The organism is Actinomycetospora sp. C-140, assembly GCF_054796175.1.
Map to the genome: position 1 here is coordinate 1 of NZ_JBTWNF010000026.1, position 15599 is coordinate 15599.

The 15599-nt window shown below is 76.4% G+C and carries 17 protein-coding genes and 1 riboswitch; of the genes, 9 read left to right on the top strand and 8 right to left on the bottom strand.

The window, feature by feature from the left end; translation table 11 throughout:
* Nucleotides 1–54: 54 nt before the first annotated feature.
* From ACR9E3_RS30105 to ACR9E3_RS30115, 3 genes are read right to left on the bottom strand one after another with little or no spacing between them, the layout of a single operon-like run.
* Entirely contained in the window at nt 55–510 is a 456-nt protein-coding gene (locus ACR9E3_RS30105; RefSeq protein ID WP_460384598.1) for a cupin domain-containing protein, read from the bottom strand.
* The gene (locus ACR9E3_RS30110) at nt 507–932 is read right to left on the bottom strand and encodes a PPOX class F420-dependent oxidoreductase (RefSeq protein WP_460384600.1); all 426 of its coding nucleotides are present in this window, start codon (nt 930–932) and stop codon (nt 507–509) included. The genes ACR9E3_RS30105 and ACR9E3_RS30110 overlap by 4 nt, the downstream gene beginning before the upstream one ends.
* A gap of 29 nt (nt 933–961) precedes the next feature.
* Complete coding sequence (locus ACR9E3_RS30115) at nt 962–1603, bottom strand: NTP transferase domain-containing protein (protein ID WP_460384602.1); 642 nt, start codon at nt 1601–1603, stop codon at nt 962–964.
* Between the two features lie 86 nt (nt 1604–1689).
* Between ACR9E3_RS30115 and ACR9E3_RS30120 the strand changes: the two genes are divergently transcribed.
* Entirely contained in the window at nt 1690–1920 is a 231-nt protein-coding gene (locus ACR9E3_RS30120) for a hypothetical protein (RefSeq protein ID WP_460384604.1), read from the top strand.
* A gap of 23 nt (nt 1921–1943) precedes the next feature.
* Here ACR9E3_RS30120 and ACR9E3_RS30125 read toward each other — a convergent pair whose 3' ends face one another.
* Nucleotides 1944–2759 carry a cutinase family protein gene (locus ACR9E3_RS30125; RefSeq protein ID WP_460384606.1) on the bottom strand — a complete coding sequence of 272 codons (816 nt, stop codon included), beginning with the start codon at nt 2757–2759 and terminating at the stop codon, nt 1944–1946.
* Nucleotides 2760–2903: 144 nt separating this feature from the next.
* On the opposite strand from ACR9E3_RS30125, the gene ACR9E3_RS30130 reads away from it, so the two are divergent.
* The 8 genes from ACR9E3_RS30130 (at nt 2904) to cobA (ending at nt 11358) form a co-directional block, all read left to right on the top strand.
* The gene (locus ACR9E3_RS30130) at nt 2904–4601 is read left to right on the top strand and encodes a formate--tetrahydrofolate ligase (protein ID WP_460384608.1); all 1698 of its coding nucleotides are present in this window, start codon (nt 2904–2906) and stop codon (nt 4599–4601) included.
* 8 nt (nt 4602–4609) lie between these two features.
* The gene (locus tag ACR9E3_RS30135) at nt 4610–5149 is read left to right on the top strand and encodes a cyclodeaminase/cyclohydrolase family protein (protein WP_460384610.1); all 540 of its coding nucleotides are present in this window, start codon (nt 4610–4612) and stop codon (nt 5147–5149) included.
* Nucleotides 5146–6081, top strand: coding sequence for an asparaginase (locus ACR9E3_RS30140; protein WP_460384612.1), 936 nt, complete (start codon nt 5146–5148; stop codon nt 6079–6081). The genes ACR9E3_RS30135 and ACR9E3_RS30140 overlap by 4 nt, the downstream gene beginning before the upstream one ends.
* 30 nt (nt 6082–6111) lie before the next feature.
* A complete protein-coding gene (locus ACR9E3_RS30145) occupies nt 6112–6723 on the top strand; it encodes a response regulator transcription factor (RefSeq protein ID WP_460384614.1) in 612 nt (203 codons plus the stop codon).
* Nucleotides 6724–6854: 131 nt separating this feature from the next.
* A riboswitch (cobalamin riboswitch) is annotated at nt 6855–6982 on the top strand.
* Nucleotides 6983–7041: 59 nt separating this feature from the next.
* Entirely contained in the window at nt 7042–7374 is a 333-nt protein-coding gene (locus ACR9E3_RS30150) for a hypothetical protein (RefSeq protein ID WP_460384616.1), read from the top strand.
* Entirely contained in the window at nt 7371–8411 is a 1041-nt protein-coding gene (gene cobC / locus ACR9E3_RS30155; protein ID WP_460384618.1) for an Rv2231c family pyridoxal phosphate-dependent protein CobC, read from the top strand. Before ACR9E3_RS30150 ends, cobC begins: the two co-directional genes overlap by 4 nt.
* On the top strand, nt 8408–10156 hold the full coding sequence (gene cobT, locus ACR9E3_RS30160) for a nicotinate-nucleotide--dimethylbenzimidazole phosphoribosyltransferase (RefSeq protein ID WP_460384620.1): 1749 nt from the start codon (nt 8408–8410) through the stop codon (nt 10154–10156). Before cobC ends, cobT begins: the two co-directional genes overlap by 4 nt.
* On the top strand, nt 10153–11358 hold the full coding sequence (gene cobA, locus ACR9E3_RS30165) for a uroporphyrinogen-III C-methyltransferase (protein ID WP_460384622.1): 1206 nt from the start codon (nt 10153–10155) through the stop codon (nt 11356–11358). The genes cobT and cobA overlap by 4 nt, the downstream gene beginning before the upstream one ends.
* Here cobA and ACR9E3_RS30170 read toward each other — a convergent pair.
* From ACR9E3_RS30170 to ACR9E3_RS30185, 4 genes are all read right to left on the bottom strand, one after another.
* Complete coding sequence (locus ACR9E3_RS30170) at nt 11355–12173, bottom strand: DNA-formamidopyrimidine glycosylase family protein (protein WP_460384624.1); 819 nt, start codon at nt 12171–12173, stop codon at nt 11355–11357. The genes cobA and ACR9E3_RS30170 overlap by 4 nt on opposite strands.
* Before the next feature lie 12 nt (nt 12174–12185).
* Nucleotides 12186–13340: an Hsp70 family protein gene (locus ACR9E3_RS30175; protein ID WP_460384626.1), complete on the bottom strand. Its 1155-nt coding sequence runs from the start codon at nt 13338–13340 to the stop codon at nt 12186–12188.
* 68 nt (nt 13341–13408) lie between these two features.
* Complete coding sequence (locus tag ACR9E3_RS30180) at nt 13409–14626, bottom strand: cytochrome P450 family protein (RefSeq protein WP_460384628.1); 1218 nt, start codon at nt 14624–14626, stop codon at nt 13409–13411.
* Nucleotides 14627–14712: 86 nt separating this feature from the next.
* A complete protein-coding gene (locus ACR9E3_RS30185) occupies nt 14713–15597 on the bottom strand; it encodes an SDR family oxidoreductase (protein ID WP_460384630.1) in 885 nt (294 codons plus the stop codon).
* Nucleotides 15598–15599 lie beyond the last annotated feature (2 nt).

Consider the following 15599-nt stretch of genomic DNA (forward strand, 5'->3'; position numbering starts at 1 on the left):
GGTGCGCCTCCGGCGCATGTGAGCATTTCGAGGTGCTGGAGCACGCGAAAGTGCTCACATGCCCGGAGGGCACAGCGTGAAGTCCGCGTCGTCGAAGCCCGGGCTCACGACGCAGGTCACCAGCACCTCGGCGCCGGCGTCCGGTGCGGGCGCGGCGCGCTGCCACACGCCGCCGGGGACGAGGGCGTGGGCGGCGTGGCCGTCCTCGACGCGGTCGCCCAGGACGATCTCCTCGGCCTCCGCGTCGGGCACCGGGCGCTCGCCGTCGCCGCCCAGCCACAGCGACAGCGCCGGGCCGCGGTGCCAGCACCACAGCTCGTCGGAGCGCACCCGGTGCCAGCGGGACTCCTCGCCGGGGGCGAGGACGTAGTGGATCGCGGTGGCGCTCGCCCGCGGACCGGGGTAGCCGGGCGGCTGCAGCGTCGGCGCCGCCGTCCAGGTGCGGCGGAACCAGCCGCCCTCGGGGTGCGGCGCGAGGTCGAGCGCCCGCGCCAGCGCCGGCGGGGTCATCCCGCGACGTTCAGGGAGGACACGACCTTGGACGGGTGCAGGCGCACCACGAGCTCGCCGGGCACGGCGTTGCGTCGCCCGTACTCGCCCGCCCGGTCGGCGCCCATGTAGCGCCCGCCCAGCTCGGTGGCCGTGCGGAGCAGCTCGTCGGGGTCCTCCGAGAGCGTCACCGAGCCCTGCACCTGGACGAAGGCGTACGGCGCCTCCTGGAGGTCGACGCAGAGGACGACGCGCGGGTCGCGGGCGAACGCCTTGCCCTTCGCGGTGTCGGAGCCGGTGTTGAAGACGATCGTGCCGTCCTCGACGAGGAACCAGATCGGGGCCACCAGCGGGCGGCCGTCGCGGGCGGTCCACCCGATCTTGCCGGTGCGGGTGCCCTCCGTGAGGAAGGCGACGATCTCGGGGTCGGTGAGGTCCGCCATGGTCACGAGCCTAGGCGCGGCGCACCGCGTCAGCCGCGTTCCGCGTCCCACTCCTCGGGGGTGTTCACGCCCCGTCCGGCGCGCAGGTCCGGGTCGGCGGCGGCGACGTCCGGGTCGGCGAGGAGCTCGGCGGGGGGGATCTCGCGGACCCTGCTCGCGGCCACCAGCGCGCCGGAGCGGCGCTCGCCGCGGGCGAGGAGGTCCTCGGCGCGGGCGGCCAGGGTGGTGGCGTACGCCGCGAGGAGGGGCTGGCGGTGCCCGTCCAGCACCGGCACGGCGACCTCGACCGGCGGCACGCGGTGGGCGAGCACGGCGCGGACGACGGCGGCGTGCAGGTGGGGCAGGTCGACGGCGGCGACGAACGCCGTCGCCGCGCCGGCCCCGGCCGCCGCCGTGAGGCCGGTCGCGAGGCCGCGCAGGGGACCGTCGTCGGGCACCGGGTCGTGGACGACACGGCACCGCCCGTGCCAGGGCTGCTCGGCGGCGCCGGGGGGCAACGCCCGCGACCCCTCGGCGGCGCCCACCACGAGCAGCGGCCCCTCCACGGCCTCGGCGAGGACGTCGAGGACGTGGCCGAGCAGCGTCGTCCCGCCGAGCGGCAGCAGGGCCTTGTCGCGGCCCATCCGACGGGACCGCCCGCCCGCGAGCACGACGCCGGCCGCGGCGCTCACCGGACGTGTCCACGTGAGGTACGTGACCGGTTGGGCTCCTCGGGCGCCGGACACCCGAGCCACGACACGCTGATGTGTGACCGGAGGTGACCACAGTGATCGGCAGCACCGAGCGCCGCCCGGAGCCGGAGGACGCCCGCCGCGGGTGGGTGGCCCCGACGCCGGCGGACGCCGACGAGGCCGCGATCGACCGCGCGATGGCCGAGGCCGAGCGCGCGGTGGCGGGGGGCATCGCGACCGACGAGCAGCAGGACCGCGTCCGCCGGATGGGCGACGCCCGCACCCACGAGCAGCGGCGGGCCGCCTTCCGCGACTGAACCCCGGCCCACCGCGGACGTCCTCAGCCGCTCGCGGCGGTGCCGACGGCGCTGGCGGTGGTGCGGGTCACGAGGGCGTCGATCCCCCGCCCGAGCACGGTGAACAGCGGCGTCCCCGCCGGCCCGACCGCCAGCGTCGGGTAGGAGCGGTGGGTGCCGGAGAACCAACCCTCGCGGAACACGCGGACGTCGAGGTTCTCGGTCGCGCAGATCGGGTCGCCCGGCGCGCAGACCTCGTAGACCCGGCCGTCGTAGACGGCGAGCTCGCGGGTCGGCCGGGGTCCGAGCACGCCCCGGCCCGGCGTCTCGATCAGGTTCGGCGAGCGGGGATCGCGCCGCGGGCTGCCGAGCATCACCGCGCCGCCGATGCGTTCGGGCGCGAGCGGGACCGTGCCGTTGGCCGCCCGGTGGAGCACGTCGGAGACGACGTCGGCGCCCTGGCTGTAGCCGACGAGCGCGATCGTCGTCCCGGGGCAGCGGGCGGCCACGTCGGCGGCGTCGCGGGCCAGCCGTTCGGCGCCGCGCTGCTCGCTGACCAGGTAGAACGGGCGGTCGAGCGACGCGGGGTAGGGCACGTAGCGCACCGACAACGCGTCGCCCCAGCGCGCGGCGAGCGGGTCGGTGAGTCCCGAGAGCAGCCCGATCGACCGGGCGGGGTCGGCGTCCTCCGAGGTCTCCCGGGTGCCGGGGACCGCGAACAGCGCGACCGCCGGGCAGTCCGGCGCAGCCACCTCCGCCGCGGCGTTCGGGGCGAGGAGGAGCGCCGCGCCGAGGGCGAGTACGGCCGCCAGCAGCCGCCGCCGTCCCGCCCCGCCCGCCACGGGCTCATCGTCGCGCATCCGGACACCGCGCGGGAGATCGGCACGGGCCACGGAGCGTGACACGTCGGGCTGACAGAACGGCGCCGGTCTGCGAGCGTTCCCCGTCACCGAGTCCCCCGGCGGCGAGGCCGGAGCCGGGGTGGCGTGAACTCAGGAGGACCCGTGAGCATCCCGTCGGACCTCGACATCGCGCAGGCCGCGACGCTGCAGCCCATGGACGACGTGGCCCGGCAGATGGACCTGCCGCCCGAGCTCCTGGAGCGCCACGGCACGGACGTCGCCAAGATCGAACTGGACGCGATCGAGGCGATGGCGGACCGCCCGCGGGCCAAGTACGTCGTCGTGACAGCGATCACCCCGACTCCGCTGGGTGAGGGCAAGACGACCACCACGGTCGGGCTCGGGCAGGCGTTCTCGCACATCGGCAAGCGCGGGGTCGTCGCGATCCGCCAGCCGAGCATGGGGCCGACGTTCGGCATCAAGGGCGGCGCCGCCGGCGGGGGCTACTCGCAGGTCGTGCCGATGGAGAAGTTCAACCTCCACCTCACCGGCGACTTCCACGCCGTCACGAGCGCCCACAACATGCTCTCGGCGGTGCTCGACAACCACCTCTACCAGGGCAACGAGGCCGGCCTCGACCCGTACCGCGTCACCTGGCGCCGCGTGCTCGACGTCAACGAGCGCGCGCTGCGCAACGTCGTCACCGGTCTCGGCGGGCGCATGGACGGCGTGCCGCGCGAGTCCGGCTTCGACATCACCTCGGCCTCCGAGGTGATGGCCGTCCTCGCGCTGTCCAACGACCTCGCCGAGCTGCGCCAGCGCCTCGGGCGCATCGTCGTCGGCTACACCCGCGACGGCGACGCGGTGACCGCCGAGGACATTCACGGCGCCGGGGCGATGGCCGCGCTCATGCGCGACGCGCTCAAGCCCAACCTCATGCAGACGCTGGAGAACACGCCGGTGCTCGTGCACGCCGGGCCCTTCGGCAACATCGCACACGGCAACTCGTCGATCGTCGCCGACCGGATCGGCATCCACGGCGGCGACTTCCTCGTCACCGAGGCCGGGTTCGGCGCGGACATGGGCGCCGAGCGCTTCTTCAACATCAAGTGCCGGGCGTCGGGGATGACGCCGGACGCCGCGGTGGTCGTGGCGACGGTGCGGGCGCTCAAGGCGCACTCCGGCAACCACAAGATCGTCGCCGGCAAGGAGCTGCCGCCGGCGCTGCTCGAGGAGAACCCCGAGGAGGTGCACGCCGGCGGGGCCAACCTGCGCAAGCAGATCGAGAACATGCGCCTGCACGGCGTCTCGCCGGTGGTCTGCATCAACGCGTTCCCCACCGACCACGAGAGCGAGCACCGGGCGATCCGCGAGATCGCCGAGTCGCTCGGCGCGCGGGTCGCGGTGTCGACGCACTTCAGCGACGGCGGTCGCGGCGCGGCGGAGCTCGCCGAGGCCGTCGCCGAGGCCGCGAACGAGGAGAGCCACTTCCAGCTGCTCTACCCCGACGACGCCCCGCTCCGCGAGAAGATCGAGACGGTCGCGACCAAGGTCTACGGCGCCGACGGCGTCGACTACGCCCCGGCCGCGAACACCTCGATCGACCTCTACGAGCGCAACGGTTTCGGGAACCTCCCGGTGTGCATCGCCAAGACCCACCTCTCGATCTCGTCGGACCCCAAGCTGCTGGGCGCGCCGACGGGCTGGCGGATGCCGGTGCGCGAGGTCCGCGCGTCGGTCGGCGCCGGCTTCATCTACCCGATCTGCGGCGACATGCGGACCATGCCCGGCCTCGGCAAGAACCCCGCCGCCCACCACATCGACGTCAAGCCCGACGGCACGATCGTGGGGCTCTTCTGACGTCCTCCGTGAGCAGGCCGCTGGGGGAGCTGTCGGTCGGGCGGTTCGGGGAGGTCCTCGCGGCCCGGGGGCCCGGCCCAGCGGCGGGGTCGACGGCCGCGGTCACCGCGTCCCTGGCCGCGGGCCTCGCCACCAAGGTGGCCAAGGGCGCCGCCGACCGGGAGGCCGTCGAGGAGCTCGACCGCCTGCGCGCCCGGGCCCTGCGCCTGGCCGACGACGACGTCGAGGCCTACAGCGGGTTCCTCGAGGCGCGCCGCAAGCCCGGCGGCGGGCCGGCCGCGGCGGAGGCGATCGTGCAGGTGCCCGCCGACGTCGTGACGCTGGCGGTGCGCGTGGCCGAGCTCGCGGCCCTGCTCGCCGAGAGCGGTCCCGACGCGCTCGCGGGCGACGCGGTCACCGCCGTGTTCCTCGCGGCGGCGGCCGCCGAGTCGGCGGCGGCGCTCGTGGGGGCGAACATCGCCGACTCCGGCGAGCTCGCCGACCCGCGCGTCGAGGACGCCGAGGAACGGGCCGGGCGCGCCCGCACGCTGGCCGAGCGTCTGGTGTGACCGGCGAGGCGCTGGTCGAGGTCACCCGCGGCGACCTCGTCGAGTCCGAGCACCGGGTGCGGCTCGTCGTCCTGGGGCCCGACGGGTCCGAGGAGCTGCGCGCGGGGCCGGTGGAGGCACCGATGCTGCCGCGCTCGGCGATCAAGCCCGCGCAGGCGGTGGCGGTGCTCGAGGCCGGTGCCCAGCTGGACGACCGGGAGCTCGCGCTCGCCGCCGGGTCGCACTCGGGCGAGCCGGACCATCTCGCGCTGGCGGCGCGGCTGCTCGCCCGCCTCGGCCTGGGCGAGGACGCGCTGCGGTGCCCGCCGGCGCGCCCGCTGGGCCTCGCCGCCGACCACGCCTGGGGCGAGCGTGCGCCCACACGCCTCGCCATGAACTGCTCGGGCAAGCACGCGGCATTCCTCGCGGCCTGCCTCGCCCGGGGCTGGCCGCTCGACGACCACCTCGACCCCGCCCACCCGTTGCAGCAGCACGTCCGGGCGACCCTCGAGCGGGTGGCCGGTCCCGTACACGCGACGACGGTCGACGGGTGCGGCGCGCCGGCGTTCGCGACCGACCTCGTCGCCGTCGCCCGCCTCGGGCGCCACCTCGCCGACGCGGCGCCGGGCACGGCGGCCCACCGCGTCGCCGCGGCGATGCGCGCCCACCCCGACCTCGTGGCCGGCCCCGACCGGCTGGACACCGTGCTCATGACCCTGCTGCCCGGCGCGCTGTCCAAGGTGGGCGCCGAGGGCGTGCTCCTCGCGGTGCTGCCGGACGGCGCGTCGCTCGCCCTGAGCGTCGTCGACGGCGGCGCGCGGGGGGTCGGTCCCGTGCTGCTCGAGATCCTCCGCCGGCGCGGCGTCACCCCGCCGGAGGCCCTCCACGCCGTGGCCGCCCCGCCCGTCAGGGGAGGGGGTCACCCGATCGGCGCTCACCGTGTGCGATTGTGAGAGCACTCATCGGGGTGAGGAGCGCGTGAAATGGGATCGTGTCTCGTGTTCGCCGGAGCGACTCCCGGCCGGGAGCGCCTGGTCGGCCACCTCTCGTCCGTCTTCGACGACCTCCCGTGCATCGACAACGTGCCGGACCTGGTCGTCCGGCTCACCGGCACCGCGGCGAGGGGCGACGAGCCCGACGTCGTGCTGGTCGGCGCCGACGAGGGCAGCGCCTGGATGGAGGCCGTCCGCCAGGTCCGCCGCCACGCCCCCGAGACTCCCGTGCTGGTCGTCGGCGAGCCTCCGGCGACCGGGCTCGACGTCGTCGAGCGGGCCCCCGCCGCCGACCCCGCCTCCGAGGACGAGCGCGCCGCCTGGGCCCTGCGTCTCGGCGCCCGGGGCTTCCTGCGCGCCGGCGACCTCGCCGACCCCGGCGTCCTGCCGGGCGCCCGCCCCGCCGTGAGCGAGCTCTCCGAGCGGGAGATGGACGTGCTGCTCGGCATGACCGAGGGCCTGTCCAACGCCGAGATCGCCGCCGAGCTCGTGCTCGCCGAGGACACGGTGAAGACCCACGCCCGGCGCCTGTTCCGCAAGCTCGGCGCGGGCGACCGTGCCGACGCCGTCGCCCGTGGCTTCCGGCAGGGCCTGCTGCGCTGATCGGGCGAGTCCCCGTGTCAGTGGTGGGGCACGGCTGACAGAGAACGTCCGTAACGCCACACGCCGGACCCTGGCCGGCGCGTTGACCGGGGCACCGTCCGCATGGTCGGCTTGCCCGTCGACGGACGCGGAGGAAGCCGGTGTGAATCCGGCGCGGTCCCGCCACTGTCACCGGGGAGCGGACCCCACGAGGAGGCCACGGCCGGCACCACGCCGGCGGGAAGGCCGGGGCGAGCAGCGATCCGGGAGCCAGGAGACTCCGGCCGTCGAGAAGGCAGCGACATCGGGCGAGGAACCCCGAGGAAGGCCGGCGACGACATGCACGCACCCGTGACCCCGCACGCCCGCGCGCACCCGCCGGTGACGCGCACCCGGACCGCACCCCGCCGCGCCGACCGCGTGCTCCCCGACCTGCGCCGCGTGCTCGCCGGTGCCGGGCAGCTCCCGCTCGACCTGCTCGGCGAGGGACCGGTGCGGGACCGGGTCGAGGCCGCCGCGCGCGTCGACACGCTCGCCCGCGAGCTCGTCGCCCGCATGCAGGCCGCGGACTGGGACGAGGGCGCCGCGCCGCGGGTGGTGACGTCGGTGCTCGCCGCGTCCGTCCCCGAGGCCGAGGCGGTGCTGCGGCGGGTCGCCCGCGGACGCCGGTGACGCTGTCCACCCACGAGGTCGCCCACGACCTCCACCACCACGGCGACACCGAGGTCGGACCGGGCCTGGTCGACCTGGCGGTCAACGTGCGCGCCGGCACCCCGCCGGCCTGGTTGCGCGAGCGCCTCACCGCGAGCCTCGCCGACCTCGCCGCCTACCCGGACACCCGCGAGGCGGTCGCGGCGGTGGCCGCGCGCCATGCCCGTCCCGGGGACGAGGTCGTGCCCACCGCGGGCGGCGCCGAGGGGTTCGTGCTGCTCGCCCGGGCCCTGCGCCCCCGCCACGCGGTGGTCGTGCACCCCCAGTTCACCGAGCCCGAGGCGGCACTGCGGACGGCGGGTCACGACGTCGACCGGGTGGTGCTGGACGGCGACCTGACCCTCGACCCCGCGGCGGTGCCGGAGAGCGCCGACCTCGTCGTCGTCGGCAACCCCACGAACCCGACCTCGGTGCGCCACCCGGGCGAGGTCGTCGCCGCGCTGACGAGGCCCGGCCGCACCCTCGTGGTCGACGAGGCCTTCATCGACACCGCGCCCGGGGAGCCGGAGTCGCTCGCGGACCGCCGGGACCTCCCCGGACTCGTCGTCCTGCGCAGCCTGACCAAGACCTGGGGCCTCGCCGGGCTGCGCGTCGGCTACGCGCTCGCGCCCGCCGCTCTCGCCCGGGACCTGCGCGCCGCGGCCCCGCCCTGGTCCGTCTCGACCCCGGCGCTCGTCGCCCTCGCCGCCTGCAGCACCCCCGCCGCCCTCGCCGAGGCCGACGACGCGGCCCGGGCGCTCGCCGGCGACCGCGAGCACCTGCGCACGGCCCTGGACGGTCTCGACGGCATCGACGTGCGCGCGACCCCGCAGGCGAGCTTCGTCCTCGTCCGCACCCCGGGCCGCGCCGACGTCCGCGAGCGCCTGCGCGGGCACGGCTGGGCGGTCCGGCGCGGCGACACGTTCCCGGGCCTCGACGCCGAGCACGTGCGGATCGCCGTGCGCACCCCCGAGATCACCGACCGGTTCGTCGACGCGCTGCGCACGGTGCTCGCGTGAGCCTGCACCCCGGCGACCGCGACGCCCTCCACCGCGTGCTGCGCGCCCGCCGCGACGTGCGGACGGGGTTCGTCGGCACACCGGTGGACGACGACCGCCTGCTCCGGGTGCTCGAGGCCGCGCACGCCGCCCCGAGCGTCGGGTTCTCCCAGCCCTGGGACTTCCTCGTGCTGCGCAGCCCGGAGCTCCGCGACGAGCTGGCGGCCCTGGCGCAGCACCAGCGTGACGCGTTCGCCCGGTCCCTCCCGGCGGCGCGCGCGAGGGCGTTCGCCGGCCTGCGCGTCGAGGCGATCCGCGAGGCGCCGCTGGGGGTCGTCGTGACCTGCGACCCCACCCGGGGCGGCCGGCACGTCCTCGGGCGCCACACGCAGCCCCGGATGGCGGCGCACTCGGTGGCCGGGGCCGTGCAGAACCTCTGGCTCGCGGCGCGCGCCGAGGACCTCGGGGTCGGCTGGGTGAGCTTCTTCGACGAGCGCGCCCTGGCGAGGGTCCTGCACGAGCGGGTGGGGATGCCCGAGCACCTCGAGATCGTCGCCTACCTCTGCGTCGGGCACGTCGACGGCTTCGCCGCCGAGCCCGAGCTCGCCACCGCCGGATGGGCCCGGCGCCGACCGCTGGCGTGGGCCGTGCACGAGGAGACCTGGGGGCGCCACCACATGGACCCGCTCGACGAGACGCTCGCCGCGATCGCGGAGATCGACCCCGGACCCGGTGCCGCCGCGGCCCGCGAGCACCTCACCCGCATGACCGTCCCGCCGGGCGCGCTCGGCGGCGTCGCGGAGCTGGGCGTGCGGCTGGCCGGGCTGGCGGGGACCTGCCCGCCGCCGGTGCCGGAGCCGGCCGTCGTCGCGATCTTCGCGGGCGACCACGGCGTGCACGCCCGCGGCGTGACCCCCTGGCCGCAGGAGGTGACGACGCAGATGGTCGCGAACTTCCTGGCCGGCGGCGCCGCGGTCAACGCGTTCGCGACGACGGTGGGCGCCGAGGTCCAGGTCGTGGACGTCGGGGTCGCCGCCGACCTCGCGCCCGCGCCCGGGCTGCTGCCGCGCAAGGTCCGCGCCGGGACGCGGGACATGACCGTCGAGCCGGCGATGACCGGCGAGGAGGTCCGCGCCGCGGTCACCGCCGGCATCGACACCGCCCGCGACCTGGTCACCGCCGGGAACCGCCTGCTCGTCACCGGCGACATGGGCATCGCCAACACCACGGCCTCGGCCGCGCTCGTCGCCGCGTTCACCGGCGCCGACCCGGTCGCCGTGACCGGCCGCGGCACCGGCATCGACGACGTCACCCACGCCCGCAAGGTCGCGGTCGTCGCCGAGGCCCTGGCCCGCCACGACATCGACCACGACGCCCACGACCGGCCCCTCGAGGTCCTCGCGGCGGTCGGCGGCCTGGAGCACGCCGGGCTCGCCGGGTTCCTGCTCGGCGCGGCCGCGCTGCGCACGCCGGTGCTGCTCGACGGCGTCGTGTCCGGCGCGGCGGCGCTCGCGGCCGCGGCGCTCGCGCCGACCGCGTCACACGCCTGGTTCGCGGGTCACCGCTCGGTCGAACCGGCCCATACCCTGGCGCTGCAGCACCTCGGTCTCGAGCCCGCGCTCGACCTCGGGCTGCGGGTCGGCGAGGGCACCGGTGCCCTGCTCGCGGTGCCGGTGGTCACCGCCGCGGCCCGCGCGCTCGCCGACGTCGCCACCTTCGACGCGGCCGGGGTCACGGAGAAGGACATCGAGCAGGAGGGCCCGTGAACGACACGGCACGCGTCTACCCCGTCGGGCTGCACCTGCGCGGCCGGCGCGTGGTCGTGGTCGGCGGCGGCTCGGTGGCCCAGCGCCGGGTGGCCGGGCTGCACGAGGTCGGCGCCGACACCGTCGTCGTGAGCCCGGCGCTCACCACCGCGCTCGAGGCCCTCGCCGACTCCCGCGAGATCACCTGGGTGACCCGCCCGTACGCCGAGGGCGACCTCGACGGCGCCTGGTACGCGGTCGCGGCCACCGACGACGCCGCGGTCAACGCCGCGGTCGCCGCGGAGGCCGAGCGGGCCCGGGTGTTCTGCGTGCGCGCCGACGAGGCCGACGCGGGCACCGCCGTCACGCCGGCGGTCGGGCGCTACGACGACATCACGGTCGCGGTGCACGGGGGCGGCGACCCGCGCCGCGCGACCGGGGTGCGCGACGGCGCCGTGGAGGCCCTGCGCAGCGGCACCCTGGCCGATCGCCGGCACCGCGCCGTGCGCCCCGGCGTCACGCTCGTCGGCGGCGGCCCCGGCGACCCGGGACTGATCACCGTGCGCGGGCGCCAGGCGCTGGCGCAGGCCGACGTCGTCGTCACCGACCGGCTCGCGCCGCAGCCGCTGCTCGACGAGCTGCCGCCGGACGTCACCGTCATCGACGCCTCGAAGCTGCCCCGCGGGCGCTACATGAGCCAGGACACGATCAACCAGGTGCTCGTCGACGAGGCGCTGGCCGGCCACCGGGTCGTGCGCCTCAAGGGCGGCGACCCGTTCGTCTTCGGGCGCGGCATGGAGGAGATCCAGGCCTGCGCGGCGGCGGGCGTCGAGGTCGAGGTGGTCCCGGGCATCACCAGCGCGATCGCGGTGCCGGCCCTGGCGGGCGTGCCGGTGACCCACCGCGGCGTGACCCACGAGTTCACGGTGGTCTCGGGCCACCTGCCGCCGGGCCACGAGCAGTCGCTCGTCGACTGGGACGCGCTGGGCCGGCTGCGCGGCACCGTCGTACTGCTCATGGCCGTCGAGAACATCGGCGCGATCGCCGAGGCGCTGCTCACCGCGGGCCGCGACCCGGAGACGCCGGCGCTGGCCGTCCAGGAGGGCGGCCTGCCCGGCGAGGTGACGACGCGGTCGACGCTGGTCAAGCTGCCCGACGCCATCGCCGAGGCCGGGGTCCGCCCGCCCGCCGTGATCGTCATCGGGGCGGTCGCCGACCTCTAGCTCGGCTCCGGTTGGCACGACGGGCACCACCAGACCTCGCGGGCGTACGGAGCGCCCGACCCGACCGCGGGCCGGAAGCGCACGAGCGTGCCGCAGCGCCGGCACGGCCGGTTCGACCGGCCGGTGACCCAGTGGTTCTCCCCGCGGCGGCGCACGCCGGTGGTCGTCATGCCGGTGCCGTGGTCGAGGCTGTGCCGGATCATCCGCCGGGCCAGCGCGAGCAGCGGCTCGAGGTCGACGTCGCCGACGGGGGTCCACGGCCAGAGCCCGCGCAGGAAGCACACCTCGACCGCCCAGAGGTTGCCGAGCCCGGACACCCCGCGCTGGTCGAGCAGGGTCTCGACGACCGGGCGGGCCGGGTCGCGGCGCAGCCGGGCGAGGGCGTCGTCCCGGTCGAACTCCTCCTGCGTCGCCGTCGGCACGCCCGCGAGCACGTCGGGCCCGAGGTGGCCCACGACGCGGTGCTCGTCGCGGGTGCGCAGCAGCGCGAGCACCGGGACGTCGACGCCGACGAGCGAGACGCCGGTGTCCAGCTCCAGCACCGCGCGGGCACCCCGCGGCAGCGCCGGGCGCCCGTCGTCGTGCCGCTTGCGCACGACGCTCCACGCGCCGCTCATCCGCAGGTGGCTGTGCAGCGTCAGATCGCCGCCGAACCGGGTCAGCAGGTGCTTGCCGTGCGCGCGGGTGGCGACGAGCGTGCGTCCCGCGAGGTCGGCGGTGGCGAGCGACGGGGTCCGGAAGTCGCTGCGCGCGACGGTCGCGCCGGACAGGACGTCGAGGCGGGCGGCGCAGCGGTGGACGGCGTCACCTTCCACGGACCCGTCCCCTCAGCGACGCCCCAGACCCAGCCGTTCCGCGGCCCACGCCGCCGCCCCCGACGCCGGGCCGAACGCCGACACCGCGCCGGGGTCCCCGCCGTGAGCCAGCCCGAACCCGGTGCGCTCGGCCAGCCACTCGCGGATGCGCGGCATCTCGGCCAGCCCGCCGCGCACGAGCATGGCGGGCCGCGGCCCGGTCAGCGTGCTCACGAGCGAATCGATGCCCTGCGCGATCTCCTCGAGCCCCGGCGCGAGCATGCCGCCGAGGTCCGCGTGGTCGAGGGCGACGACGCCGTATCCCGGGTTCTCCGGCGGCAGCACCGGCAGGGCGACGGTCACCTGACCGGTCGTCCCGAGGCCCTCCTTGGCCTCCCGGACCGCGGCGCGCAGCCGGTACCAGGCGCGATGGGCCTCCAGGTCGCCGCCGAAGCGGACGCGCGCCGCCAGCATCGGCGGGGCCCGGTCGAGCACGAGCTGGGCCAGGGCGTCGTCGAGGACCTCCGCGCCGACGTTGACCGACCGGACCGCGGCCATCGACCCGGTGCCGTCGCCCGCGCGGTCGACCACCGCGAGCTCGGTGGCGGCGCCGCCGATGTCGACCACGAGCAGCCGTCCCTGGCCGCCGAGCCGGTGCGCGGCCGCGCGCGGGGAGTCGAACAGCTCGAGCTGGTCGGGCGTGGTCAGCGGGATCGCCGAGAGCGCCGCCTGACCCGCCGCGCGCAGGGCCTCCCGCGCCGGCGTCGACCACCACGCCGGGTGCAGCAGCACCACCACCGACGGCAGCGTGCGCCGGCGTTCCGCCTCGGCGCGGACGACCTTCGCGATGAGCGCCGTCGCGACGTCCACCGCGGTGGTCGGGCGCGGCCACTGGGTCAGCAGCTCGGGCGGCCCGCCGGTGCTCGCGGCCAGGTGGGGGCGCGTGCGCAGGAGCGCCGCGGCCGGGTCCTGCGCGCCCGCCTCGAGCGCGGGGCGTCCGGCGAGCACCGCGCCGTCCGGTCGCGAGAGCACGGCCGAGGGCATGGAGGTGGCCCCGTCGACGGCGACCGGGCCCACCCGCACCCAGCCGTCGCGGGGGTCGACGTCGGCCCACGCGCCGACCGTCGTGGTGGTGCCGTGGTCGATCGCGAGGGTCCAGCGGGCGTCCGCTCCGACGGCGCCGGTCATGCCGGGGATCTCGAACCGCGGGTCACCCGGGGCAGGGTGTCACAGCGTCCGGGGGCGCCGCCGTGCGGTCACACCGACGCGGCCGCGTGGGCGTCGAGCACGACCGGCAGGCGGGCCCAGGCGTTGACGAGCACGCTGCGGCGGCGGTCCACGGGCAGGTCCGTGCCGGCGGTGAACGACGGGAAGCGGTCGAGCAGCGTCCGCAGCGCGACCTCCGCCTCGAGCCGGGCCAGGGACGCGCCGAGGCAGAAGTGCAGGCCGTGGCCGAAGGCGAGGTGCCCGGTGGTGTCCCGGCCCTCGACGTAGTCGTCCGGGCGCTCGAACCGCGCCGGGTCGTGGTTGGCCGCCGCCAGCGACACCATGACCATCGCGCCGCGCGGCACGGTCACCCCGGAGAGCTCGACGTCCTCCGCGGCGAAGCGCAGGGGCGCCTGGGCGATCGGCGAGCCCCAGCGCAGGAACTCCTCGATCGCCGCCTTCAGCTCGTCGGCGTCGGCGGCCGCGAGCCGGTCGCGCAGCCCGGGGTCGCGCAGCATCGCCTCGACCGCGGTGGTGATGAGGGTCGCCGTGGTCTCGTGGCCGGCGATGAGCAGCAGCATCCCCATGGCGACGATCTCGCTCGTCGAGAGCTGCTCGCCCTCCTCGGACACCTCGATGAGCGCGGAGATCAGGGCCTCGTCGGGCTCGGCGCGCTTGCGCTCCACGAGCTCGCCCAGGTACGCGGCGAGGCTCGCGTTGGCCTGCATCGAGGCGGCCTCGCCGGAGTCGTCGATGAGGGTCCGCGACCACGCGCCGAACGCGTCCTGGTCCTCCACCGGCACGCCGAGCAGCTCGCAGATCACCGCCGTCGGCAGCGGGACCGCGTACGCCTCGACGAGGTCGACGGCGCCGTCACCGGGCAGCCCGGTCAGCAGCGAGGTCGCGATCGCCTCGATCCCCGGCCGCAGCGCCGCGACCCGCCGCACGGTGAACGCCTTGACGACGAGCTTGCGCAGCCGCGTGTGCACCGGCGGGTCGTTGAGCAGCATCATGTCCCCGCCCGGCGAGGGGATGCCGGGGAACGAGGCGCGCTGGTCCTCGGGCAGCGAGTTGCGGAAGTCCTTGACGAAGCGCGGGTCGGCCATCACCGCGCGCGCGTCGGCGTAGCGGGTGACCAGCCAGGTCGTGCCGCCGTCGGGCAGGTCGACCTCGCGGACCGGCGCCTGCTCGCGCACCTCGCCGAGCACCGCGAACGGCGCGCGCCAGTAGTCGTCGGTGAAGACCGGGCCGGTGGCGAGGTCGGTCACGGGCGGGCCCCTCTCGGGTGGTGGCGTCTCGATGAATCTTGATTCACCGACGACGCTACGCGACCCGGAGGGGCCGCGCCGTGAGATCAGGGCCGGCCTTTGCCCATCCCCGCACTCGTCGCACCGAAGGTGCGTCCGGTCTTCCGGAACTGCTCCTCCAGACGGGGCACCATCTGCTTCGCCTGCGCCATGACGGGCAGGTCCCCGAGCCAGGAGAAGGTGATCGGGCGCATCGCGGCGACGATCCCGACCGCCTTCGGCACGAAGATCCGGCGCTTGCGCTTGAGGATGCCCTCGAGGAAGGCGTTCGCGCAGTCCTCGACGGAGGTCAGCGCGCCCAGCGGGTGCGGGAGCTTCTTCAGGGTGTCCTCGAACGTCGACGAGTCGGCCTTGACGTCGCGGACGAGGTCGGTGTCGATCCAGCCCATGTGGGCGGTGCCGACGCCGACGCCGCGGTGGGCGAGCTCGAAGCGCAGGGCGTTGCCGTAGTTCTCGACGCCGGCCTTGGCCCCGCAGTACGCGGCCATGCCGGGCAGCGCGGTGAACGCGGCCAGCGAGGACACGAGCAGCAGGTAGCCGCCCCGCTTCTCGACCTCCCCGACCGTCGCCGACACCGTGCGCGAGACGCCGATGAGGTTGACCTCCATGACCCGCGCGATGACGTCGGCGGGGCTCTCGGCGACGGTGCCGTGGTTGGCGATGCCCGCGTTGGCGATCACGACGTCGATCCCGCCGAGCTGCGCCACCGTCGTGGCGACGGCCGCGTCGAGCGAGGACTGGTCGGTGACGTCGCACTCGGCCCAGCAGTGGCCGGGGCCCAGATCGGCGACCAGCTTCTCCAGCCGCTCGGGCTCCATCCCGACCGCGGCGACGTGGGCGCCGCGGGCGGCGGCGCGCCGCGCGGTCTCCTCGCCGATGCCGCGGGCGGCGCCGGTGATGAACAGGACCTTGCCTGCCAGGTCCGTGGCCATGA

What these genes read in the sequence shown, in the direction of transcription:
- ACR9E3_RS30105 (WP_460384598.1), bottom strand. Translation starts at nt 510, where the DNA reads ATGACCCCGCCGGCGCTGGCGCGGGCGCTCGACCTCGCGCCGCACCCC.
- ACR9E3_RS30110 (WP_460384600.1), bottom strand. Translation starts at nt 932, where the DNA reads ATGGCGGACCTCACCGACCCCGAGATCGTCGCCTTCCTCACGGAGGGC.
- ACR9E3_RS30125 (WP_460384606.1), bottom strand. Translation starts at nt 2,759, where the DNA reads ATGCGCGACGATGAGCCCGTGGCGGGCGGGGCGGGACGGCGGCGGCTG.
- ACR9E3_RS30145 (WP_460384614.1), top strand. Translation starts at nt 6,112, where the DNA reads ATGGGATCGTGTCTCGTGTTCGCCGGAGCGACTCCCGGCCGGGAGCGC.
- ACR9E3_RS30150 (WP_460384616.1), top strand. Translation starts at nt 7,042, where the DNA reads ATGCACGCACCCGTGACCCCGCACGCCCGCGCGCACCCGCCGGTGACG.
- ACR9E3_RS30175 (WP_460384626.1), bottom strand. Translation starts at nt 13,340, where the DNA reads ATGACCGGCGCCGTCGGAGCGGACGCCCGCTGGACCCTCGCGATCGAC.
- ACR9E3_RS30185 (WP_460384630.1), bottom strand. Translation starts at nt 15,597, where the DNA reads ATGGCCACGGACCTGGCAGGCAAGGTCCTGTTCATCACCGGCGCCGCC.